Origin of the sequence: Niastella vici, from assembly GCF_002077945.1 — a bacterium.
Lineage (GTDB): Bacteria > Bacteroidota > Bacteroidia > Chitinophagales > Chitinophagaceae > Niastella > Niastella vici.
In genome coordinates this window covers 117,599-141,097 of record NZ_LVYD01000045.1, presented here as the reverse complement: position 1 = coordinate 141,097, position 23,499 = coordinate 117,599, and the positions used below count along the sequence as shown (strand labels likewise).

Here is a 23,499-nt window from a genome sequence, read left to right as displayed (position 1 = left end):
CCTGTTATTTTAATTCTTCTTTCAAAAATTTTGCAGTGTGGCTGGCTTTTACTTTCAGCAGGTCTTCGGGCGTTCCTTCAAACAGGATCTGCCCGCCCCCATCGCCACCTTCGGGGCCCAGGTCTATAATGTGATCGGCTACTTTTATTACATCCATATTATGCTCTATCACCAGCACGGTATTACCCCGGTCGACCAGTTTGTTCAATACATCAAGTAAATGTTGAATATCTTCAAAATGCAACCCGGTAGTGGGTTCATCGAGAATGTAAAAAGTTTTACCGGTATCTTTTTTCGATAATTCGGTAGCCAGCTTCACGCGTTGGGCCTCGCCTCCGCTTAAGGTAACGGCGCTTTGCCCCAACGTAATGTACCCCAACCCTACTTCCTGCAGCACTTTTATTTTCCGGTATAAATAAGGTACATTCTGAAAGAACTCAACCGCATCATCAACGGTCATATCAAGCACATCGCTGATGCTTTTGCCTTTATACCTGATCTCGAGCGTTTCGCGGTTATACCGTTTGCCCTGGCATTTTTCGCAGTGTACATATACATCGGGCAGAAAATTCATTTCTATCACCCGCATTCCACCGCCTTCACACACATCGCAGCGGCCGCTTTTTACATTAAAGGAGAACCGGCCGGCATTATACCCGCGTATTTTAGCCTCGGGAATCGACGCAAACAAGGTCCTTATATCAGTAAAAAAGCCGCAATAGGTTGCCGGATTACTGCGTGGTGTACGGCCAATGGGCGACTGGTCAATTTCAATCACCTTGTCAATATGCTCAAGCCCCTTGATATTTTTGTATTCAAGCGGCGTCATTCTTGAGTTGAAGGCATGCCGGCTTAATATGGGATACAGCGTTTCGATGATGAGGGTCGATTTACCGCTGCCGCTCACCCCAGTTGCCACAATAAGTTTACCTAACGGAAATTTCGCCGTTACCTTTTGCAGGTTATTGCCATTGGCGCCAATCAATTCCAACACTTTTCCATTGCCCTTTCTTCTTTCTTTCGGCACCGCTATTTCCCTGATCCCATTCAAATAGGCAGATGTCAGCGTATCCAGCTTCAGCAAAGCAGCCGGTTCGCCCTGCGCTACTACCCTGCCGCCATGAAAACCGGCTTTGGGGCCTATATCAACCAGGTGATCGGCCGCCAGCATAATGTCTTTATCATGCTCTACCACCAACACACTGTTACCAATATTGCGCAGGTTCTTCAGCGCTTCAATCAACCGGTGGTTATCGCGTTGATGTAAGCCGATACTCGGTTCATCCAATATATAGGTAATACCCTGCAATTGCGAACCTATCTGGGTGGCCAGCCGTATACGTTGCGATTCGCCACCACTGAGCGTACGGGACGACCGGTTAAGCGTAAGATAAGTTAAACCCACATCGAGCAGGAACTGCAACCGTTCGCGGATCTCCTTCAACACATCTTTTGCAATGGTATTTTGTTTGTTCGACAACCTTTTTTCAATGCCTTTAAACCATTGCATCAGTTTATCGAGGTTAAACTCGCTCAGATCAGCAATATTCTTTTCATCTACTTTAAACCAAAGACTTTCTATTTTGAGCCGGGCGCCGTTACAGGTTGTACAGGTTTTTAATTCCATAAATTGTTCGGTCCACTGACGCACCGAATCGCTGGAACTGGCAGCAAACCACCGCTTCAGCTGCGGTATCAACCCTTCAAATTCTTCGGTGAACATCTTTGCATCGGGGCCAATGGAATCAAAATCGAGGTGTTCTTCTTCCGACCCGGCTTCATTACCATACAGCACCAGGTTCAGCGCTTTCTTAGGCATATCTTTCACTGGCACATCAAGGCTGAACTTGTTTTTCTTTGCCAACCGTTGTACCTGGCTGAAAACATAATTATCCCTTTCTTCGCCCAGCGGCGCAATGCCACCATCATTAATACTTAAGGAATTATCAGGTATAATGGCATCCATACTGATCTGGTATACATTGCCCAGCCCTTTACAGGTGGGGCAGGCGCCATATGGACTATTAAAGGAGAAACTGTTGGGCGAAGGTTCCTCATAACTGATGCCGGTGTCTTCACACATTAACTGACGTGAATACTGCACTACTGTTTCGCCTCCGCCGGTTGCCGCTTTTCCATTTTTTCCGTTAGAAGCAGTTGCCTCATGCACCAGCAAAAACATTAGTTCCTTCCCCATTTGCAGTGTCTTTTGCACACTTTGACTCAACCGCACTTTCATGTCATCTGTAACAGCCATGCGGTCGATCACCACTTCTATATCGTGTATCTTGTAACGGTCAACCTGCATTTTGGGAACAAGGTCTTTCACTTCGCCATCAACACGTACCTTAACATAGCCCTTTTTGCGAATATCTTCGAACAGCTCGCGATAATGTCCTTTACGGCCACGCACCAACGGGGCAAGCAGGGAGATCTTCTTCCCTTTAAATTTTTTATAGATATTATCAACGATCTCTTCTTCACTGAACTTGACCATTTTTTTCCCCGTATTGTAACTGTAAGCCTCCCCAACGCGGGCAAACAATAACCGCAGGAAATCATACACTTCTGTTATAGTACCTACAGTTGAACGCGGGTTTTTGTTAGTGGTCTTTTGCTCAATTGAAATTACCGGCGACAAACCAGTTATCTTATCTACATCGGGCCGCTCCATATCGCCAATGAACTGGCGGGCGTATGCACCAAAACTTTCCATATAACGGCGTTGCCCCTCCGCATAGATGGTATCGAAAGCCAGGGACGATTTGCCACTGCCGCTGATGCCTGTTATTACAACCAGCTTATTTTTTGGAATACTAATATCAATATTCTTGAGATTGTGAACCCTTGCCCCAAATACATGTATCGACTCGTCTGTTTCAACCCCGGCCCTTTGTTCGCTTTTCGCAGGTACCGTTTTTTTTACTTTCACATCTGACATATTTACGTGCGCCTTTTATTGGTGTGGGAAATTACACTAAAAACGTAAACGATTTTACTAAATAATTTGTCAAAGATATGAACAAAATAACTGTAGGAATGTTGAATTTCCTTTAAGATATTTGCGCCTCATTATCAACCGGCTAGCTAAAAATTTGTATTGTGGTATACAATTTGAAAGCTGTGGACTGGCCTAAATGTAGTCTTTACTAAAACAATATAATATGAGATCAATCCAAAAAACCCTTACTAGTATTGCCGCCGTTGCTATCATTCTGGGCGGTTGCAAAAGCATGAACAAAACACAAAAAGGAGCAATCATCGGAACTGCGGGCGGTGGCGCCGTAGGAGCCGTTATTGGAAAAGCAGCTGGTAATACAGCCTTAGGCGCTATCATTGGTGCTACTGTAGGTGGTGTTACCGGTGCCGTTATCGGTCACAAAATGGATAAACAGGCAAAAGAAATTGAAAATAAAGTACCTGGCGCAAAAGTTGAACGCGTAGGAGAAGGTATTAATGTCGAATTCAATGAAAAGATCTTATTCGGTTTCGATCGCTCTGATCTGAATGCAAGCGCGTCAGGCAATCTTGACAAGCTGGCTGCCATTTTGAAGGAGTATCCTGACACAGATATTGAAGTACAGGGACATACTGACAGTAAAGGTACAGATGACTACAACATGAAGCTTTCAGAAAGAAGAGCCTCTTCAGTTGCAAATTATCTGCGTGGAAAAGGTGTTTCCAGCGGTCGTATCAAAACAAAAGGCTATGGAGAATCAGCTCCGGTTGCCAGCAATGAAACAGATGCCGGCCGTGCACAAAACCGCCGGGTGAACTTCCTCATCACTGCCAATGAAAAGATGAAAGAAGACGCCCGCAAAGAAGCGCAAAAAGGGTAGTAACGGCATTGGTCCTCATTCCGCCATCAATCAATTTTGCATAAACCTTCAACACTATTTAGTTATGAAAACAAAAGCCCTGTTGCTCGCGCTGACTTCTTTTGCATTTGCATTGGGCTCCCAGGCACAATCCACTACGTTTGGTGTACGTGCAGGAGTAAATTTTCAGAACATTAATGGAAAGGAAAGCAATGGCGATGACACCAAAAACAAACTCAAAACGGGTTTTAATGTAGGCGTAAATGCTGAAATACCAGTTGCTACCGATTTTTATGTACAGCCAGGCGTGCTTTTTACCACTAAAGGTGCAAAAAGCAAGAAGGATGACGATATAAAATTGAATATCTCCTACATCGAAGTTCCAATCAACTTCCTGTACAAGCCTGGGCTGGGCGATGGCAAACTGATATTGGGCATTGGACCCTATATTGCTTTTGGAATAGGTGGCAAGTATACCGATTCAAATGGTAAGGAATGGGATCTAAAGTTCAAGAATGATATTACCCTCACACAATGGGCCCAGAATTATTATATTAAACGAATGGATTTCGGCGGAAACCTTTTGTTTGGTTATGAATTAAGCAGTAAACTCTCGGCCCAGTTGAATGCACAATTAGGTATGGTAAACATCAATCCCGATATCCAGGATTTTTCATCCGATAAAACCAAGTATAAAAATACCGGCTTTGGTGTTTCAGTAGGTTATCGCTTTTAATTATATGCAGCGATAAATGCTATGTAAATCAAACACGATTAAAGAGTAAGAATATTAAAAAAAGCTGTCTCACCATAAGGCAGCTTTTTTTACACATGCAAGCTTACATATAAACACTTATACAATTTAAATAACACCACTACGTTTATTAGCGAGCATTAAGATAAATGTATTTATTAAAAATCCTTTGTTCTTATTATTACATTTAAAAACCACAAAGTTCACTTATGAAATCAAAAGTTTTGTTGCTTGCACTGGCAACTACTGCATTGTCCTTAACCTCGAAAGCACAGGTATCATTTGGCGTTAGAGCAGGTATTAACTTTACAAACCTCAATGGAGAAGACGCATCTGGTCATAATTATGATTTAAAATTGAAAACAGGTTTTAATCTCGGCGTAAATGCCGAAATACCCGTTGTTCCTGATTTCTATCTTCAACCAGGTTTGTTATTCAGTAAGAAAGGCGCCAGGCAGGAACTTTCAGGCGACGATTTAAAATATAAACTTTCTTATCTTGAAATACCCATCAATCTCTTATATAAACCAGCTTTAGGGCCTGGCAAACTGTTACTTGGTTTTGGGCCATATATAGGCATTGGTGTAGGTGGAAAACTTAAACAGGGAAGCAACAGTGTCGACGTAAAATTTAGTAATGATGTAAACGCATCTGATTACTATAGATCATTTAAACGCATGGACTTTGGCGGAAATTTGCTGGCCGGTTATGAATTAAGCAGCAAAATTTCTGTTCAGTTAAATGCACAATTAGGTATGACCAACCTGGCGCCGAAAGTTAGCGGCAAAAAGACTGATGATAAAATAAAGAACACCGGTTTCGGCGTTTCGGTTGGATACCGCTTCTAATTACACTTACAACATCTTAATAAAAAGTTCTCCGCACCCGGAGAACTTTTTTTATTTCATGTATATGATACAGGCCTTTTAAAAAAGAAATTTGACAATTTAATTCCCGTCATTATCTTTGCACCAGTTCTTTACACATCGCTTATCAAGAAAGGCTGAGGGAAATGGCCCGATGAAGCCTTGACAACCTGCATGTTGGTTTTAAAAAACCGCTGTAAGGTGCCAACTCCATCCCGCGGAAGGCGGGACAGATAAGTCAGATAAAAGCTTCTACAATACTGAATTTCAACATATTGAAAGCTCTTCTGACTTACGGAAGAGCTTTTTTGTTTTCAGGTACTGAGCATAGTCGACGTATCTGATCCTGGATCGAGCGTAGTCGGGATCCAGCTCAACACAAATCATCTCTTCCAGTAAGAACTCCTCTTGATAAGTGCTGCCGCAAACAACTGTCTAAACAAATTAATCAGGTGTTGCAGTCCATGACTTTGAGCCTGGATCAACTGCACGCAAAAAACTGTTTATCATGCAAGCGACAACACAACTCATTCACAGCATTCCTGTTGATCCACTGACCGGCGCCATTTCTGTGCCCATTTATCAAACATCAACCTTTGTACAGGAAGCACCTGGCGTTAACAAAGGATATGATTATGCAAGAACCAACAACCCAACAAGAGCTACGTTGGAAACGCTTATTGCTCAGTTGGAGAACGGACAGGTAGGTATCGCCTTTTCAAGCGGCCTGGCAGCTATTGACGCCATTGCCAAATTATTACGCCCCGGCGATGAAATAGTAGCCGTAGATGATATTTACGGTGGTGCATACCGGTTATTTACACAGGTGTACCAGCAATTCGGTATTACCATAAATTTTGTTGATACCACCGATGCTGAAAAAGTGTTCAATGCCATTACCCCAAAGACAAAGCTCATCTGGCTCGAAACACCCACCAACCCCACACTGAAGATCTCTGATATTGAAGCCATCGCACAGATCGCCAAAGCCAATGGGTGTTTACTTTGCGTGGATAACACTTTTGCTTCACCGGCATTGCAACAACCTCTTTCGCTGGGAGCTGATATTGTAGTGCACTCCGCCACCAAATACCTGGGTGGTCACAGCGACCTTATTGCCGGCCTTGTAGTTACCAAGGAAAAAGAGTTAGGTGACAAAATAAAATTCTATCAGAATGCCTGTGGCGCCATTCTGGCCCCATTCGATAGCTGGCTGGTGATCCGTGGTATTGAAACATTACACCTTCGCATTCAACAACACTGCCGCAGCGCGCAGGAAGTGGCCGAATTCCTGCAACAACATCCGGCCGTTGATAAAGTATATTATCCGGGTTTGAAAGATCATCCCAACCATGCCATTGCCAAAAAACAAAGCAGGGGTTTCGGCGGTATCGTTTCTTTCTCGCTTAAACAGGACAGCGCCGAAGCTGCCAAAGCTTTTGTTACCGGCACCCGCTTATTCAAACTGGCCGAAAGCCTGGGTGGTATCAAAAGCCTGGTCAGCCATCCTGCTACCATGACGCACAAAACCATACCGGCTGAAAAGCGCCGTGCAGCCGGGGTAACCGACAGCCTCATTCGCTTAAGCATTGGACTCGAAGACGCCACCGACCTGTTACAGGACCTGCACCAGGCGCTCGAAAAAGCCAACGCTTTTGTTGAAGTAGATGTTAACAAAGCAGTTACCTGTTAACCAAAGGGAAAGTATAGCCATTTTTAAATTATTTATTAAAGAAAAAAACATGTCTGAACAATTAACCCGGGAACCTGTTAAAACTTATAAGGATATTGACCGTAGTATTTTGAAACCCATTCCCAACCCAACCGATCAGGCCTACGAGATCAAGATCAAAATACCTGAGTTTACGTTCCTGGGTGTTAAAGAACAACCTGATTTTGCAGTTATCTATTGCACATTCTACCCTGGTAAAAAAATAATAGAACTCAAATCACTGAAACACTACGTTTTCCAGTTGCGCAACATCGTAGTATCATACGAAAGACTGATCAATATAATTTATGATGATCTCTGCGCTGTATATGAGCCTGACCGCTTACGATTGGTGATGGTCTGCAACCCACGTGGTGGCATTAGCTCAAAACTGACTATTGATTCTGACTGGAAGATCCGCGGTGGCAAAGAACAGTTCAACGACTGGCAAATTGTAGAAGATGAATGGTCGGTAGAGATGTAAGCATAAAAAACAATAACTACATATTATAAAGAAAAAATTTCAAATTGATCAACATTATGGACGCACACAAGTCATTAACAATCGGTTTATTTGGTTTTGGTGTAGTAGGTGAAGGCCTCTACAAGGTTTTACAACAAACCCCTTCGCTGAAAGCCACTATAAAAAAGGTCTGTATAAAGAACCCTGAAAAAAAACGCAATGCCCCCGATGCATTGTTCACGACCAATAAAGATGAACTGCTCAACGATCCCGAAATCAATGTGATCGTGGAAGTGATCAACGAATCAGAACCCGCTTTTGAAATAGTTTCCACCGCCTTAAAGAATGGAAAAGATGTGGTAAGCGCCAGCAAGAAAATGATCGCTGAGCATTTACCCGAATTACTGGGCCTGCAAAAATTAACCGAGCGCTCCTTCCTGTATGAATCTGCAGCCTGCGCTTCTATTCCGGTTATCCGCAACCTGGAGGAATATTACGACAACGATCTGTTGCACTCCATCAAAGCGATCGTTAACGGGTCAACCAACTTCATTCTTACCAAAATGTTTGAAGACAAGCTCGATTTTCAACAGGCCCTGTTACTGGCGCAACAACTGGGTTTTGCAGAAAGCGATCCTACGCTCGATGTAGAAGGTTTTGATGCAGCCAACAAATGGAACTTCCTGCTCACCCATGCTTATGGCATTGTAGTACCGCCCGATGCCCTGGTATTTAATGGTATTCAGAGCATTCACCAAAGCGATGCATTAGTAGCCACAGAAAAACATTACGATATTAAACTGGTTGCCCAGGCAAAGAAACTTGAGAATGGTAAAGTAGCTGCGTTCGTTTTGCCGCAATTTGTTAAACACGATGATCACCTCGCTTTTGTAAAGAATGAATACAACGGTGTGGTAATTGAAAGCGGCTTTGCCGATAAACAATTCTTTTATGGTAAAGGGGCCGGCAGTTTCCCCACTGCATCCGCAGTATTAAGCGACCTGTCGGCTTTACGCTATCAATATAAATATGAATACAAGAAATTGTATCATCATAAACCCAACGAACTCACCAACGACTTTTATATACGGGTGTATGTAAGCTTTGATGACTGGAAATATATCCCTAAAGAGAAATTTGAATGGATCGAGGAATGGCATGCCGAAACAGACCGCAAATACCTGGTTGGCGTGCTGCACTTTAATGAACTGGCGCAAAACAGCTGGTGGCGCGAGAACAAAACATCGCTCATTCTGTCGCCCGAGGCAGTGATTGAAGATGTGGAAGTTCGTAAATTAAAAAAGAAAAGCCTGGAGCTGGCCGGCATCGTTTAACAGAAGCCACCGGTTCTTTAATATAATCTGGGTGGGTCGGCCTTCAAGGGCGGCTCACCCTCGTTTTTGTTTATTTCTTTGTAAAACTTTTCTCCACCACCGCTAACTGGGCAGCATTCAACGGGGAGGTTTTCTTCAGCACTGTTAAAAAATGAGCCACTTCTTCTTTCGTTGCCGGGCAACCGGTATTCTCTCCCTTTGTTGTAAGAGCCGCTCCTTCGGGCCGTATCAAACAATCACCCAGTAAATTACCTTTGGCATCAAAGACCAGCCAGAAAGGAATTCCCTGCCCTTCCCCATTGTATTTCTTCAATACATCCTGAGCACCCGGGTTCTCCAGGTTCTTTTTATCCTTTGATTCCATTACGGTCAAATGCTCAACAACATAGTTATCACTGAACAACTTTTTGCAGGCAGCATTATTCATGATACTGTCCATGCGGTGACACCAGCCGCACCACGAAGCATGAAAAATAATGAATACGTTCTTATGTTCATGTGCGGCCCTTTGCATGGCCTCCTTTAATACTTTTTCGGCAGAAGCCGGTTGTTGTGCCTGTGCTACAACAGCAACCGGCAATAAAATTATCAGTAAAAAGGAGATGCGTTTGAACATGGGAGGTATTTGTACCGGTAATTTAAGGAAAATACAGGTTGCGCCAGACAGCCGGGATGTTATAAAAAGTAAAAAGTCCGGAAGAAACGGGTTTCTTCCGGACCATTTGATATTCCGTTTCCGGAATCCTGTAGTATTATTTATACATAGCCAGCAGGGTATCTTTCAACGCTGTATAATCAGGCGCTATGAGGCTGCTTTGCTTGGTCAATTTTAATTGTTCTTCGATAGAAGCAGGCACAGGCACCGTTTCACCAATAACCGGCTCTACCACATCATAAAACTTCACCGGATGGGCTGTTTCCAGGAACATCCCTTTTTCGCCGGCATGCTGCTGTAAATAGCGTTGCAAAGCCAGATAGCCAACTGCCCCATGCGGATCGGGCAGGTATTTGTATTGCTGGTACACTTCTTTCATTACGGCCCTTGTTTCATCATCTGAAATGCTGTACCCGGTTAACACATTGCGCAAATCGCCCAGTTTATGATGGAACAGTTCCAGTATGCGTACAAAATTGCTGGGGTTGCCAACATCCATGGCATTAGAAATGGTGGCAATGGCTTTTTTCGGTTGATATTCACCGGTTGTCAAAAAAGAAGGTACTACAGCATTGGCATTGCAGGCGGCAATAAAATGTTTTACCGGTAATCCTGAACAATAAGCCAGCAAACCGGCGCAAATGTTACCAAAGTTGCCACTGGGCACCGAGATCACCGGCGGATGTTGTTTATCGGCCCATTGCTTCCAGGCAAATGCATAATAGAACTGCTGCGGCAGCCAGCGGGCTACGTTAATGGAATTGGCTGAAGTGAGGAAAATCTTTTTCGTCAGTTCCTCATCAACAAAAGCCTGTTTTACCATTTGCTGGCAATCATCAAAAGTACCGGTCACTTCCAGGGCATGAATATTTTTACCCAGGGTGGTCAACTGCTTTTCCTGTACCGAACTTACTTTACCAGAAGGATACAGGATCACTACTTCAACGCCCGGAACATCATAAAAGCCATGGGCAACAGCGCCACCGGTATCACCTGAAGTGGCTACCAGCACTACCACTTTCTCACTACGTTCATGTGCAAAATAGCCCAGGCAGCGGCTCATAAAACGCGCGCCCACATCTTTAAACGCCAGGGTGGGTCCATGAAAAAGCTCCAGGGAGAATATGTCGTCATTTACCGGCACCAGCGGTATGCGAAAATTGATGGTTTCCTTTACAATACCCTCTAATGCATCGTCGGGTATGGTTCCGGCCACATAAGGTTGAATAAGCCGGAAAGCAATTTCTTCATTGCTATACTGCCAGCTATTTTCAAAAAACTCCTTCCCGTGAACAGGAATGGTATGCGGAAAATACAATCCCTTGTCAGGCGCCTGTCCTTTTATGGTGGCTTCCTTGAAATCTACATCTGGAGATTGTTTATTTAAACTGTAGTACTTCATTTGTAATTTATTAAATCAACTTATAACGCCATACACTTGGCGCCACTGTAATTGATCATGGTCACATAGGTTTTGAATTCTATCCCCAGCCTGGTGTATACATCGATCATCACCTCCTCAACGCCTTTGGCAACATATTCTTCCCTGCTCATCATGAAAATAGATGGGCCCGAACCGGAAATACCTCCACCTAATGCACCAGCGTCCTTGCTTTTCTTTTTCACCTCATCAAAACCGGGGATCAGGATGCTGCGTACCGGTTCAATGATCACATCTTCGAGCGATCGGCCAATGAGGTCATAGTCGTTCTTCATAAAACCGGCAACCAGGCCGGCAATATTTCCCCATTGTTTAATGGCTGCTTTCAACTGTACTTCTTTGCGTAGTATTTGCCGTGCATCGGATGTGCGCACTTCAATTTGCGGGTGTACAACCGTTACATACATCGGCGGGGCGGTTAGCTGTACAATATCGAGCGGGAATATAGAACGGATAAGGGTAACGCCGCCATAGATACAGGGGGCAATATTATCCGCATGCTTTACGCCTGAGGCTACTTTTTCCCCGTTCATGGCAAAGCGCACCAGGTCTTCATTTGAGAACGGGTTGCCCAGCAAATGATTGGCGCCTACTACTGCCCCGGCCGAGCTGGCGGCGCTTGATCCCAAACCGCTGCCGGGTTTTATGCGTTTATCAATGATGATCTCAAAGCCAACTTTTTCCTTCCATTCATCCATTAAAGCCAGCAGCGAAGCGCCGGCCACGTTCTTTTCAGGCTCTACCGGTAATTGATACCCGTCGGAGTGCTGTATAACAATACCCGGCTGCTCGCGTAACCGCATGGTCATTATATCCTGAGGTTGTTGCAGCGCCATGCCCAATACATCAAAGCCACAAACCAGGTTAGCCACAGTTGCCGGTGCATATACCTGAACGCCCTTACCCCCGGCCCCTAAAGGGGTGCTTGATTCATTTGCCATTTCAATCGCTTGTGTTTAATTATTAGTTCCAGATAAAGGTTTTTCTTACTTCATACTTCTTACATCCTACTTCAATTAATGAGCAGCACGAATAATATCTGCAAACACACCCGATGCAGTTACTTCGGCGCCTGCCCCAGCTCCTTTTACCACCAGCGGCTGGTCGGGATAACGGTTGGTATAGAACAATACCACATTATCCTTTCCATACAAATGGTAAAAATCACTTTGCGGATCAACATGCTGCAAGCCTACAGAAGCTTTACCGCCTTCATACCTGGCAACAAACTTCAGTTTCTTCCCGGCTTCAGCGGCCTGCTGGTAGATCTCTTTAAAATGCTTTTCCTGCTTTTCCATTTCCTTATAGAAATCATCCACACTGCCTACCATACACGAAGCGGGCATAAAGCTGCTATTGCTGATGTCTTCCATATCAAGGCGTTCACCGGCTTCCCGCGCCAGTATCATGATCTTGCGCATTACATCGGTTCCACCCAGGTCCAGGCGGGGATCGGGTTCGGTATATCCTTCATCCTGCGCCTGTTTTACCACCTGTGCAAAACTGCGGGTGCCATCATAATTATTAAATACAAAGTTCAGGGTGCCACTGAGCACGGCTTCAATACGGGTAACCACATCGCCGCTGCGCATGAGGTCGTTCAGCGTGCCTATCACCGGTAAGCCGGCGCCCACATTTGTTTCGAACAGGAAGAAAGCGTTGTATTCACGGGCCAGGTCTTTCAGCTTTTTGTAATAAGCAAAGGCTGAAGAGCAGGCTACCTTATTACAGGCCACTACCGAAATGCTTTTGGCGAGCAGTTGATCGTACACCTGCGCTACCATTTCATTGGCAGTAACATCTACAAAAACCGAGTTGCGCAGGTTCTTTGAGCGAACAGTTTCCACAAACTTGCCCAGGTCGCTGGTTTCGCCCTGCTGCAGGTGCTCGCGCCAGTTATCCAGCTCAATGCCTTCATCACTGAAAACCATTTTCTTGCTGTTGGCCATACCTACAATGCGTACCTGCAATCGCAGATTCTGCTGCAGGTATTGCTGTTGCTGCTTAAGCTGTGACAACAGTTTGCTGCCCACATTACCGGTTCCGGCAATGAACAGGTTTATTTGTTTATAAGTAGTTTCAAAGAAATCTTCGTGTAATACGTTGATGGCTTTTTTAACATCTGCTGATGCGATCACAGCTGAGATATTTCTTTCTGAAGAACCTTGTGCAATGGCGCGTACGTTCACACCATTGCGGCCAATGGCGCCAAACATTTTACCGCTGATGCCCGGGTGGCTTTTCATATTATCACCAACCAGGGCCACAATGGCCAATCCCTTCTCTACCCGCAATGGTTCTACCCGGCCGGTTTCAATTTCATACGCAAATGTTTTGTCAACGGCCAGCTTGGCTTTATCGGCCAGGGCTTCGTCAATACCAACGCAAATGGAATGTTCTGAAGAACCCTGGGTGATCAGGATCACGTTGATGGTATCATTAGCCAGTGACTCAAATAACCGGCGGCTGAAACCGGGAATGCCCACCATACCGCTTCCTTCGAGGCTGAGCAGGGCAATTTTATTGATGCTGGAAATACCGCGAATGTTATTTCCATTCTTGTGCACATCGTTCTCGATAAGTGTACCATGATCTTCAGGTGCAAATGTATTCTTGATCCATACCGGGATGTTCTTGCTCATCACCGGTTGTATGGTAGGCGGATATATAACTTTGGCGCCAAAGTGCGACAGCTCCATGGCTTCCTGGTAAGAGATGTTGGGAAGAATTCTCGCATTGGGCACCAGGCGCGGATCGGCGGTCATCATACCGCTTACATCGGTCCATATTTCCAGCAGTTGGGCATTCACCGCACCGGCAATGATGGCAGCAGTATAATCGCTACCGCCCCGGCCTAATGTGGTGGTGTTGCCATTGCCATCGGCGGCCACAAAACCCGGCACTATAAATAAACGGGCAGTTGATGTTGAAAAGAAATCGTTGCAGAGGGAATTGGTGATGGTAAAGTCTACCGCAGCACTTCCATAATGCGAATCAGTACGTATCAGTTCGCGTGAGTCGGCCCATACATTTTCAACGCCCTGGGCATTTAAACGGGCGGCAATTATTTTAGAGGAAAGCAATTCGCCAAAACTTACAATGCGGTCTTTGGTACGTGTGCTCAATTCACCTAACAAGAATACGCCGTTACAAATATCTTCAATTTCATTACAGCGTTGTTTTACCCAGCTTAATACACTGCTTTGCTGGGTTACTGGTATCAGCGCTTTTACGGCTTCCAGATGACGCTGTTCTACTTTTTGCAACAGCTCTTTATAACCTTCATCACCGGCAGCGGCCAAACCACCGCTTTGTAATAAAACATCTGTTACGCCACCCAAAGCCGATACAACTACAATAGTTTTACTTTGCGGCACGCGTGCCAGGGCCTGCTGAACAATGCTGCTAACCTTATTCATGTTCTCGGCATTTGCTACAGAAGTACCGCCGAACTTTAAAACCTGCATAACCTGAAATTAAGTTGATTTGAAATTAGTTGTATAACCCGATATGTTATTTTGATCTTACTTTCCCGTTTCCCGGGAGAACAAGGTAGGCAAAAACCCCAATTGGTAATATGGAAATGTACAACCCTTAACGGGTTGTTGTAATAGTGGTAGTCGTAGCTGTGGAAGCCACTGTGCTGGAGGAAAAAATGATATGTTGAAAGGTTACCACTGTTTAAATTGATATGACCAAAGATAACACGAAAAGTCTATAACATTTGTTAGTTTTTAATTTTTTTTGCCTGGCACCGATTTTACACCTCCCCTGAAAACCAGTGGCAACAAGGGTTTTAGGCCTTAATTCAAAACAATTGGGCCGAACATATTTATATTTAAATATTTCAACGTACTTTCATTGCCCGATTTTCGTTGCTGCTTGCTATATTTTTGCATTAAATGCCATAAACAGAAAAACATGGACCATCAGTCATCAAGAGGACTGCAGCAATTTAAGAATTACGTAGGCATAAAATTTCAGCTCTACAACAGCCTGTTTACCTCGCTCCCTTTTCATCGTATTGAAAAGACCGGTATTCTGCTTTCGCTATTATTAAATAACTGTGAAGAAGGCTATAAAAAGAAGCAGAGCCCCGTGCAGATCATTGAAGAATTCTTTGAGAAGCATACCTCTTACACGAAGGAACAGGATAAGCTAGATCTTTTATTCCGCTTTATTCAATACGTTGAACGGCAGGTAGTTTTGTTCGATGCGCTGGAAGACGCCTCTTTCAGGGAGATCAACGACCTCAATGGCATTGGCACCCTTAAGTACCTGGCTTCAGATGTAATTCAGGAAGGCAAACAGGAAGAGCTGGCTAAAAAGCTGGAAGACTTCTCCATTCGCCTGGTGCTTACAGCCCACCCCACCCAGTTCTATCCCGGACCCGTTTTAGGTATTATTCACGACCTGTCGAAAGCACTGGCCGAAAATAATACCAACCAGATAAACATGTACCTGCAGCAGTTGGGTAAAACGCCTTTCTTCAAAAAAGAAAAACCCACGCCGTACGATGAGGCCATCAGCCTTATCTGGTACCTGGAGAATGTATTCTATAATGCAGCCGGCCGCATTATCACTTTCCTCAACAACCAGTTCCCGCAAATGATTCCCGATACCAATCCGGTTATCACCATGGGCTTCTGGCCTGGTGGCGACCGCGATGGCAACCCATTTGTTACTGTTGACATCACACAGAAAGTAGCCGATGCACTTCGTGGCAGCATTATAAAATGCTACTACCTCGAAGTACGTAAATTAAAAAGAAGGCTTACGTTCAAAGGCGTTGATACCATACTGGCCGATCTGGAAAAACAGTTGTACGAAAACATTTTCATACCCGGCCAACGTACCAACCTAAGCAAAAAGGGCATACTTGATGCACTGCAAAAAATAAGAGAAATACTGATCTACCAGCACAATGGACTGTTCCAGCACCTGGTCGACAGCCTCATTAATAAAGTACATGTATTTGGTTTGCACTTTGCTTCTCTCGATGTTCGGCAGGATAGCAGCATTCACAACAAAGTACTGGAAGCAATAGCCAGCAAATCAGATATACTTCCCCGTAATTATGCAGAATTATCTGCTGAAGAAAAGAAGAAGTTATTATCAAAAGCCAGCGGCGATATTGGCGGACATGTTTTTGAAGATGGCCTTGAAAAAGATACCCTTCTTACCATTAAAGCCATTAAGGAAATTCAACGCTATAACGGGGTTGAAGGTTGCAGCCGTTATATCATCAGCCAGTGCAACAGCGCATTGAACATGCTTGAGGTATATGGCTTGTTCAAACTGAGCGGCTGGAAGAATGAAGATCTTACTATAGATATCGTTCCCCTGTTTGAGACCATCGACGACCTGCAGGAGGCCGCCGATATTATGCAGGAGCTCTACGAAAATGAAGTTTACCGTAAACACCTGCAAAAACGGAGCAATCGCCAAACCATTATGCTTGGCTTCTCAGATGGTACCAAAGACGGTGGTTACCTGATGGCCAACTGGAGCATTTATAAAGCCAAGGAAAAGCTCACCAGCATTTCAGCCAAATATGGCATCGATGTGGTGTTCTTTGATGGCCGTGGTGGCCCACCAGCACGCGGCGGCGGCAAAACCCATAAGTTCTATGCCTCCATGGGCAAGAACATTTCGAACAAGGAAATTCAGTTAACCATACAGGGACAAACCGTAAGCTCCAACTTCGGTACTATTGATTCGGCCCAGTTCAATATTGAACAATTGCTGAATGCCGGTATCTCGAACGATGTGTTTGCCGACAAGGATAAAACATTATCCAGGGAGGAAGAAGAAATTGTAGGCGAACTGGCTGCAGAAGGGTTGAAGGCATACAATGAATTAAAGAACAACCCCGATTTTCTTGAGTACCTCGCGCATATTAGTCCGCTGAAGTTTTACAGCCAAACAAATATCGGCAGCCGGCCGGCCAAACGCGGTTCCTCATCAAAACTGTCGTTGAAAGACCTGCGGGCCATTCCATTCGTAGGCGCCTGGAGCCAGTTAAAACAAAACGTAACGGGTTATTACGGCGTGGGCACCGCACTACAGGCCCTCGATAAAAAAGGCAAGCTAAACGATATAAAGAAGGTTTACCGCCATTCATTGTTCTTCAAAACACTGATCGACAATTGTGAAATGGCCATGAAGAAATGTTTCTTCCCATTAACAGAGCACCTGTCGCAGGATCCCCGTTATGGTGAGATCTGGAATAAGATCTATGAGGAATATGAACTCACACAACGGTATATTCTTTTGCTATCGGGCAAAAGTGAACTGATGGCCGATTACCCGGTTGAGCAGCTTTCAATACAAATGCGCGAGCGTATTGTGCTGCCGCTTACCACCATTCAGCAATTTGCGATGTCGCGTATCAGGCAAATGGAAGAGCAGATGGCGCAACCGCATCATAAAGAGATCTTCGAAAAGCTGATCATTCGCAGTTCGTTCGGGATCATTAATGCAGGACGTAATTCAGCGTAGTGGTCAATAGCCAATGGTCAATGGTGAATAGCTCGCAATAGTGGAGGTTTCGAGTATATCAGGAATCTCAAAATCGGGAGACGCCATTGACCATTGACCTTTCACCATTCACCAAAAAAATAAACGCACCCGGCGAAACGGATGCGTTTTCTGATAACTAAAACAACGGTAATGAAAAAAAGCATTAAATACTATTTCATTATATTACCGCACAGCGTTAGTTAGTTTTGGTCACACTTTTTAATATAAAACATCGGCATATTTTAAGTGAACGCAATCGTTATTTGTTTTCCATCCCTCGCTACTCCCCATCTTCTTCTTTCCTTTTTCAATTACAATCCAGTCTTTTCCTGTTCTGCATGCAGCTAGCAGGATATAATGAATTCAGCTTTCAATAAAAAAGGGTGTTTACAGACTGAAGTATTGACCGGTTGCGAAGCAGATAGAATGGAAAAGGTTAAAGAAAAGATGGTGCAGGCAGTCAGGCTCCCCCCTACTACACAGCTATCAACCAAAAACTCCCTTGCGGGTATAAAGCCCCAAACTATCCCCATAACCACCATTTTAAAACATTAAATAAAATACAATGTATCAGAAATTTTCATTTTAGCGATTATCATTGTATTAATTCAAATTTTCCATCACTTACTATTGCCAAAAATACCATTTTTTAGCGGCAACATCTAAAATAAAGATCATATAAAATTAATTATAATGTAACTATTTTAGACTACTCCACCCGCATTCTGCTTCTTCTCTTCTGACATTTTGTTGTTTATCGCCAGGCATTCTTTCTTTAGTCTGTCTTTCTTCAAACCCAGACGAAATGCATAGCAAACGCAGACCAAACCCAGACCAAACGCAGGCAAATGCTGTGAATTAGCTGCGTTAGGTTTGAATTTAAAATGTATTTAATACGGCTTTTTATAAACCATGTCCGTACCCCATCTGCAATAAAAAAGGACACCTCCTGCCAGGCAGGAAATATCCTTTGGGTATCTTATTGGAGTACAGGCGCATTTTCGGCAGGCATAACTACAGCATGCCACCGGCAGCAATACCCCAATAAGTGCCCTATTATGAAAATACCGGTTGTTCTTTAGGCTGTGGGTGGTATTCGGGCACATTTACAACAGCATGCTGATCTGAATATGCTTCTGTACCATGCTCAAATACATCTATACCACCAGTACCCGTTTCGCCTTTTGCTTCTACCCGTAAATTCCAGGGGGCGGGTAACTGCCTTATAACCCACATTAATATAAATGCAACTGCAAAGGTGCCTATGGTAATTATAGCGCTGCCAATGAACTGGGCTTTCAGCACGCCCATTCCCCCGCCATAAAATAATCCGGTTACCGGGGCACTGTTATCGGCGCCAAAGGGTCCTGTAGCACCGTACTTGCCACAGGCAAAAAATCCCAGCGAAATGGTTCCCCAAATACCACAAAAACCATGTACTGCAACAGCGCCCACCGGATCGTCTATGCGCCACCATTCAATTAACCAGGCGCCGGCATATACTACAAAACCGGCAATGGCGCCCAGCAACATCGCTCCCAGGGGACTTACCCAATAACAGGGGCAGGTGATGGCAACCAAACCGGCCAGAAAACCATTGATAGAAAAAGCCAGATCGAATTTTCCTTTTGTAGCACCCCACCAGTAAGCAGCCATCATAGCAGCCAACCCACCTGTACAGGCAGCCAGTGTTGTGTTGGCAGCTACGCGGCCAATACCTTGTGCATCTAAAGCCGAAAGCGTACTGCCGGGGTTAAAGCCATACCATCCAAACCATAATAAAAAGCCGCCTACAGCCGCAACAGTAAGGTTATGAGGAGCAGGCATACCACCACCATCACGTGCAAATACACGCCCAAGACGGGGCCCAAGCACCATAGCGCCTGCCAATGAAATAACACCTCCAATGGTATGTACTACTGTAGATCCTGCGAAATCACGAAAAGGTTGTCCTACCGAAGGAAGGAAATTACCGGCACTGCCCATGGTAACCAAAAATCCGTCTGGTCCCCATGCCCAGTGACCGATGATAGGATAAATAAAACCGGTTACACCAATGCTGTATAATATGTCGCCACGAAAACTTGTACGACCGATCATGGCGCCTGAAGTAATGGTTGAGCAGGTATCGGCAAATGCAAACTGAAATATCCAGTGCGCCAGTAAGGGAACACCGGTAGCTTCGTATGTATCGGGAGCACCTGATAGAAAGAACCAATGTGTACCTATAAAGCCATTACCATGACTGAACATAAATGCATAGCCAATGGCCCAAAAAAGAATACCGCATAAACAGGTATCCAGTATACACTCCATCAATACATTCACCGTTTCCCTTTTACGGGCAAAACCGGCTTCCAGCATAACAAAACCAGCTTGCATGCCAAACACTAAAAAAGCAGCCACGAGTGTCCACACGGTGTTTATTGAATTCACCATGGCTGTTTCATGTTCTGTATAGCCGGTTTGCGCATGGGCAGGTGTACCCAAAATGCCGGGAAGAAAGATCATTGCCAGAAACACGAGGCCCAAACCAATCATTTTTCCCAGAAAAATGGTAGTACCTAATTTCCATTTTTCAGATCGGGTTAATTGAATGGCGGGTGCCAATACATTTTCCTTGTTTCCCGTTAAACAGGAAAGGACACGAAAAAAGCCTAAATGCCTAGCTCGCATGTTATTAAAGTTTTAGTTGGGGGGTGAACAATAGAAGTTTAACCGGCAATGCCGCCAGTTTTACTTCACATCTGTCTGGTCGTTTCTTTTGGGTTTGTGTTCTTAATCTATATCATATCTGCGCAACAGCTGGTCAAACTGCTGACACCTACGTTATGAACAAAGTATCAATACACTTTAGTAGTCGAAACCAGAGCCCCAATAACCTAAAACTTAAAAACAAACAATAAATAAATGAACTGCTATGCTCCGGTTATTAAACCCATCAAAAGGTTTACGGATGCACAAATAAGCCAGTTAGTTTTGGTTACGTGCCGTAATCGTTAACCGGCCTCAATGACTCTTTATAAATGTTGACGGTTGATACTGCCATTTATCAACCGCCAACCAGTTCTGTACTATCTAAAAAAAACAATTTATACCTCGAAGAGCTGGTTAAAAATGCCAGGTAGCGGCCAACAGGAACGTACCTGTGCTTTTTACTGCTTCGGTCGTATTTTTCAAAAAGATCTTATCCTTCGCATTATCTAACCTGAATTCAGGAATAATGGTCAAATTATCGATGCGGATATTGCCCGATAACGTAGCGGCAAATACGCTGGAACTTATGCCTGCAGTAGAAACTCCTTTCTTATCATCGAAATATTCACCACGCAGGGTAACGCCGAACATTTTAGTGGGGTCAACATTCAGGTAAATGGCAGATCCCCACCAGGAGTCGCCGCTGCTTTTACCATCTGGTTTAACCGCTTGAACGGTACCATTATATCCCACACTGAATTTGTCGCTCAACGTGCCGGTAACTACCAGGTCAACCTGGTTAATGGAGTTGTTACCTGTGTCTTTACCACCCTGGTAATTAAGGTAAGCTTTCACTTTGCCACCGGCGCCGGTAGCGCTTATCTGCCCCAGTATCATTTTATGTGAAAAGCTGGCGCTTACAAAATCTGTGGGGTTTGCCACACCTGCCATGAAACCAAAATTGCCGGCGGTATATTCGGCCTTCAAACCAGTATGAAAGAAAGGCCCGAATGAGAACATGTACGACATACTGTAGTTACGGTTCAAATAGGCATCTACCACCTCGTAACCGATATGTGTACCCCATTTACCCATGGTGAACTTTAACTTGTCAGAAGCTGCCACGGAAATATAGGCTTGCTTAATAGCAGTTCCCAGGCCTGATTTTTTTTCATTGTAAGAAAACTCTTCTGCCCTTCTGCCAAAACCCAGATCAACTACCCCTGTTACTTTACCGGTGGTGTAATCGGCCCTTAAAGAAGCCATCCCCAGTTCAAATGAATTTTGTGAGTTGGTGAAACTGGTGTAATTGTTAGTAAAACCCGAATTATTCGAACTTTTAACATTATGAAAATTATAGCGATAATATGCGTCAACAGAGCCAGAAATGTTCAAAGGGCTTTTTTTCGTAGAGTCTTGAGCGTCAACATAGGAACCGAGGGCCACGGTAAAAATGGCCAATGAAGAAATTTTTCTTAACATTGCAGTTAGATTTTTAAGTGTTAATGAAAAGGGTACGGTGAAAAGATTGAACTTGGATCAGAAGTTCAATTTTTTATATAAGCTGTACCTTTTTCTTTTTAGAATTCTTCAGCTGTCTTTTCAACTAACTTTCCATTGTCACCACTTACCAGCAAAGTACCTTGCATATACTTTTCATTGTGCTGAGATTCATCCAGACCCATTTCTTCTTCAGCAGCAGTTACACGTAAAGGCAGAATGAAATTGATGAACTTGAAGATCAAGTAAGAAACAGTGAAACTGTAAGCTACCACAATGGCCATAGCCTTTAACTGTGTAAAGAAGAAAGACGCATTACCATAGAACCAGCCGTCGTTACCAAGACTGTTTACAGTTTTAGTAGCAAAGAAACCGGTCATCAGCATACCTACCATACCACCTAAACCGTGGCAGGGGAATACATCGAGGGTATCGTCTAAAGTTGATTTTTGTTTATAATAAACTGCGATGTTCGAGATAATAGCTGCAGCCACACCAATGAAGATACTTTGCGGAATGGCTACGAAACCTGCAGCAGGCGTAATGGCAACCAGGCCAACTACAGCACCGATACAAAAACCTAATACAGAAGGCTTTTTACCGCGTAATACATCAAAGAACATCCATGACAAACCAGCGGCAGCAGCTGCAGTATTGGTAGTAGCGAATGCAGAAACTGATAATGCATTGGCGCCAAGGGCCGAACCGGCGTTAAAACCGAACCAACCGAACCACAGTAAACCGGTTCCGATCAATACATATGGAATATTGGCTGGGGGAATTTCTTTATTCAGGATATGCGATTGTCTGCGTTTCAGCACCAGCGCACCAGCCAGGGCAGCACAACCGGCAGAAATATGTACAACAGTACCACCGGCAAAATCCAGTACACCCCATTTAAACAGAAAACCTTGCGGATGCCAGCTCCAGTGTGCCAGGGGCGCATATACCAACAGGCTGAATAAAACGATAAACAGCGTATAAGCAGTAAAACGAATACGTTCTGCTACGGCGCCAACCACCAGACCGGGGGTAATGATCGCAAACATTAACTGGAACAGGGCAAATAATGAAAGAGGAATAGTAGGAGCCAACTCCCAGGGTTTACCATTCGCTACATTTTTGAAGAACAGAAATGTAGAGGGATTACCAATAACACCACCAATATCATCACCAAAACTAAGGCTAAAGCCCACAACTACCCATAATACACTTACAATACCAGCAGCCACCACGCTCTTCATCATGGTACTAAGCACGTTCTTACGGTGCACCATACCACCATAAAAGAAGGCCAAACCGGGGGTCATCAAAAATACAAGCGCTGTTGCCACTATTATCCAGGCAATATCAGCTGCACTGTACTTTCCGCCGTCATTAAACAGAGGAAGTGAAGGAATAAATAGAGAAGCCACGGCAACCACTGCCAGAATTAAAAACGGAGCCACTTGTTTTAGGGATACCTTTTTCATACCGTTGTGTTTTAGTTATAGATACACTTGTGTTTTAGTTATAAATATTATTATTTATTCGCATCTAATAATATTACACCGAAAATATTCATTTTTTAACATAAAACCTGACCGAAATAATAGATTTTATATTTTTTAATATATATCTTATTTATCCTTTATAAATATCATAACTGCTTGTTTGCCCTATCTTTAAACAAACTAAGGTTTTGAAAATGAAAAATGCCATCCTTTTGAATGGCATCAAAAAATAGGGGCTCTTTATG

Annotated in this window: 15 protein-coding genes and 1 riboswitch; of the genes, 7 read left to right on the top strand and 8 right to left on the bottom strand. The window is 44.1% G+C overall.

Going from position 1 to position 23,499, the window contains the following annotated elements; genetic code table 11:
* Nucleotides 1-4: 4 nt before the first annotated feature.
* Nucleotides 5-2,941 carry an excinuclease ABC subunit UvrA gene (uvrA, locus tag A3860_RS15940; RefSeq protein ID WP_081147719.1) on the bottom strand — a complete coding sequence of 979 codons (2,937 nt, stop codon included), beginning with the start codon at nt 2,939-2,941 and terminating at the stop codon, nt 5-7.
* Between the two features lie 223 nt (nt 2,942-3,164).
* Between uvrA and A3860_RS15935 the strand changes: the two genes are divergently transcribed.
* The 6 genes from A3860_RS15935 to A3860_RS15910 all read left to right on the top strand — a co-directional run bounded on the left by A3860_RS15935 (nt 3,165) and on the right by A3860_RS15910 (nt 8,946).
* A complete protein-coding gene (locus A3860_RS15935; RefSeq protein ID WP_081147718.1) occupies nt 3,165-3,839 on the top strand; it encodes an OmpA family protein in 675 nt (224 codons plus the stop codon).
* A gap of 64 nt (nt 3,840-3,903) precedes the next feature.
* Nucleotides 3,904-4,554 (top strand): porin family protein, encoded by a 651-nt coding sequence (locus tag A3860_RS15930; protein WP_081147717.1) that lies wholly within the window; start codon nt 3,904-3,906, stop codon nt 4,552-4,554.
* Nucleotides 4,555-4,781: 227 nt separating this feature from the next.
* The gene (locus A3860_RS15925; protein ID WP_081147716.1) at nt 4,782-5,420 is read left to right on the top strand and encodes a porin family protein; all 639 of its coding nucleotides are present in this window, start codon (nt 4,782-4,784) and stop codon (nt 5,418-5,420) included.
* A 139-nt stretch (nt 5,421-5,559) separates the two neighbouring features.
* Nucleotides 5,560-5,678: riboswitch (SAM riboswitch) on the top strand.
* Nucleotides 5,679-5,946: 268 nt separating this feature from the next.
* Nucleotides 5,947-7,131 (top strand): cystathionine gamma-synthase, encoded by a 1,185-nt coding sequence (locus A3860_RS15920; RefSeq protein WP_081147715.1) that lies wholly within the window; start codon nt 5,947-5,949, stop codon nt 7,129-7,131.
* 49 nt (nt 7,132-7,180) lie between these two features.
* Nucleotides 7,181-7,633 (top strand): preQ(1) synthase, encoded by a 453-nt coding sequence (gene queF, locus A3860_RS15915; RefSeq protein ID WP_081147831.1) that lies wholly within the window; start codon nt 7,181-7,183, stop codon nt 7,631-7,633.
* Between the two features lie 56 nt (nt 7,634-7,689).
* Nucleotides 7,690-8,946, top strand: a complete 1,257-nt coding sequence (locus A3860_RS15910; protein ID WP_081147714.1) for a homoserine dehydrogenase — start codon at nt 7,690-7,692, stop codon at nt 8,944-8,946.
* Between the two features lie 70 nt (nt 8,947-9,016).
* Here the strand turns inward: A3860_RS15910 and A3860_RS15905 are convergent, their stop codons facing one another.
* The 4 genes from A3860_RS15905 to thrA all read right to left on the bottom strand — a co-directional run bounded on the left by A3860_RS15905 (nt 9,017) and on the right by thrA (nt 14,509).
* Entirely contained in the window at nt 9,017-9,562 is a 546-nt protein-coding gene (locus A3860_RS15905) for a thioredoxin family protein (protein WP_081147713.1), read from the bottom strand.
* Nucleotides 9,563-9,698: 136 nt separating this feature from the next.
* The gene (gene thrC / locus A3860_RS15900) at nt 9,699-11,003 is read right to left on the bottom strand and encodes a threonine synthase (RefSeq protein ID WP_081147712.1); all 1,305 of its coding nucleotides are present in this window, start codon (nt 11,001-11,003) and stop codon (nt 9,699-9,701) included.
* Nucleotides 11,004-11,023: 20 nt separating this feature from the next.
* Nucleotides 11,024-11,983: a homoserine kinase gene (locus A3860_RS15895; RefSeq protein ID WP_081147711.1), complete on the bottom strand. Its 960-nt coding sequence runs from the start codon at nt 11,981-11,983 to the stop codon at nt 11,024-11,026.
* 75 nt (nt 11,984-12,058) lie between these two features.
* Entirely contained in the window at nt 12,059-14,509 is a 2,451-nt protein-coding gene (gene thrA, locus A3860_RS15890) for a bifunctional aspartate kinase/homoserine dehydrogenase I (RefSeq protein ID WP_081147710.1), read from the bottom strand.
* A gap of 454 nt (nt 14,510-14,963) precedes the next feature.
* On the opposite strand from thrA, the gene A3860_RS15885 reads away from it, so the two are divergent.
* Nucleotides 14,964-17,543: a phosphoenolpyruvate carboxylase gene (locus A3860_RS15885; protein ID WP_081147709.1), complete on the top strand. Its 2,580-nt coding sequence runs from the start codon at nt 14,964-14,966 to the stop codon at nt 17,541-17,543.
* Nucleotides 17,544-18,620: 1,077 nt separating this feature from the next.
* Here A3860_RS15885 and A3860_RS15880 read toward each other — a convergent pair.
* The 3 genes from A3860_RS15880 to A3860_RS15870 all read right to left on the bottom strand — a co-directional run bounded on the left by A3860_RS15880 (nt 18,621) and on the right by A3860_RS15870 (nt 23,233).
* Complete coding sequence (locus A3860_RS15880; RefSeq protein WP_081147708.1) at nt 18,621-20,240, bottom strand: ammonium transporter; 1,620 nt, start codon at nt 20,238-20,240, stop codon at nt 18,621-18,623.
* Nucleotides 20,241-20,675: 435 nt separating this feature from the next.
* The gene (locus tag A3860_RS15875; protein ID WP_081147707.1) at nt 20,676-21,743 is read right to left on the bottom strand and encodes a porin; all 1,068 of its coding nucleotides are present in this window, start codon (nt 21,741-21,743) and stop codon (nt 20,676-20,678) included.
* Nucleotides 21,744-21,841: 98 nt separating this feature from the next.
* A complete protein-coding gene (locus A3860_RS15870) occupies nt 21,842-23,233 on the bottom strand; it encodes an ammonium transporter (protein WP_081147706.1) in 1,392 nt (463 codons plus the stop codon).
* Between the last annotated feature and the right edge of the window lie 266 nt (nt 23,234-23,499).